The organism is Vibrio sp. M260118, from assembly GCF_036533755.1.
GTDB lineage: Bacteria > Pseudomonadota > Gammaproteobacteria > Enterobacterales > Vibrionaceae > Vibrio.
In genome coordinates, this window is record NZ_JATABG010000527.1 from 1 (window position 1) to 1822 (window position 1822).

A 1822-nucleotide genomic window follows, 5' to 3' on the forward strand; every position below is an offset into this window, starting at 1 on the left:
CACCAAGATCTGCTCTTTCTCAAATGGGTTGGCTAATGGATTGAGGCGCACTAGCTCAACAAGTAGAGACTTTAAAACATCAACTTGATTAGAATGGTAGACAGTAAACAAAATGCACTCACAATTATCTCGCCAGATTTAATGCCAGACGTACCAAAGCGCAGTGCCTTTAACAAAGAGTCAATGACTTGGAAGCTGATGCACATCTTGCCTGGGCTTTTGAATCAAGCTGAATTCGAGCCGTTAAAGCGTTATCTAGAGCAAGATGAAGATAGTTCCAAGTTGTATCAACTATCGGAAAAAATTGCCGACATCTTTGATGGCTACTTGGTTTACCGCCCGGAGTGGATTGCAAGTTGGGAAGCGGGGCAAACGGTATTAGAGCTTGATGACGAACACCCGTGGCAGCCGATTTTATGGCAAGCGCTTTACGATCATACCGTGGCGCTAGGTCAGTCGCCTTATCATCGTGCCAACCTATATGAACACTTCATCGATACACTTGAGAGCTATCAGGGCAATTTTGATCATTTGCCGAAGCGTTTGTTTGTGTTCGGTATTACCTCTTTGCCACCACGCTATATGGATGCTCTGAAAGCGATCGGCGAGCACATTGATGTTCACTTAATGTTTACTAACCCATGTCGTTACTACTGGGGCGAGGTGAGAGACAGAAAATTCTTAGCTCGTTTGGCAGCCAAGCATCGTAAACATGTGGTGTGGAATCAAGACCACTCGGAGCAACAGGGTGAAAGTGAACAGCTCAAAGGTTCGATTGAAGATAACGTAGTTGATGAACTGCATACCGATGCGGTGGGTAATAGCTTGCTCGCTTCAATGGGTAAACTTGGTCGTGACAACATGTATCTTCTCTCGCAGCTTGAATCACATGAAATTGAAGCCTTTGTCGATGTAGAGCGAGATTCACTGCTTCACCAACTTCAAGCCGACATTCTCAATCTCGAAGAGCATCAAGACGACCATCAGCTAGACAGCAGCACTCACAAGCAGGTGGTGCAGTTGGGTGATAAGTCCCTGTCATTGCATGCTTGCCATAGCCCGATGCGTGAAGTGGAAGTATTGCACGATCAGCTATTGGCGATGTTCGATGCCGATCCAAGTTTAAAGCCGCGCGATATTATTGTGATGGTGGCTGATATCAACGCCTACAGCCCTGCTATTCAAGCTGTGTTCGGCAATGCGCCGGGTGAGCGATTTATTCCTTATTCGATTTCTGATCGTACCGCCGATCAAGAGAGCCCGATTCTTAATGCGTTTATGCAGTTGGTGAATTTACCTAATACGCGCTGCTTAGCTTCAGAGTTATTGGAGTTACTTGAAACGCCGGCAATCTTGGCGCGATTTGGTTTAACCGAAGACGAGTTCATTCTCGCTAAGCATTGGGTGGAGGAGTCAGGTATCCGTTGGGGCTTGAATCCGGCTACTGGGCAAGAGTTTGACCTACCTGAAACAGTGCAAAATACATGGCAGTTCGGTATTGAGCGTATGCTATTGGGCTACGCGATGTCACAATCAGCAGGTTTGTTTGAATCTACATCAGGCGTACTTTCTCCTTACAATGAAGTACAAGGGATGGGTGCGGAACTGGCAGGTAAGTTGGCCCACTTTATCGAAACAATCAGCGAATACCGCAATAAGTTAGCGCAAACTCAATCCATTGATAGTTGGCGCGAAATACTTACCTTGCTGCTGGATGATTTCTTTAGTGTAGAACTCGAAGGTGAGGCGGCGCTGAAGTCGATTCGAGACACCCTTGCCAACCTAAAAGAGCAGCTAACCGACGCGGCGTTTGAGGAAGCGC

General features: G+C 46.8%; 1 protein-coding gene and 1 pseudogene. One reads left to right on the top strand and one right to left on the bottom strand.

Annotation, left to right across the window (positions count from 1 at the left end):
• The coding region (locus QTO00_RS21040) for an exodeoxyribonuclease V subunit gamma (protein WP_443088949.1) at positions 1-111 on the bottom strand (111 nt) is incomplete at its 3' end.
• Positions 112-138: 27 nt separating this feature from the next.
• Here QTO00_RS21040 and recC point away from each other — a divergent pair.
• A pseudogene (gene recC, locus QTO00_RS19185) lies at positions 139-1822 on the top strand (exodeoxyribonuclease V subunit gamma); the annotation flags it as partial.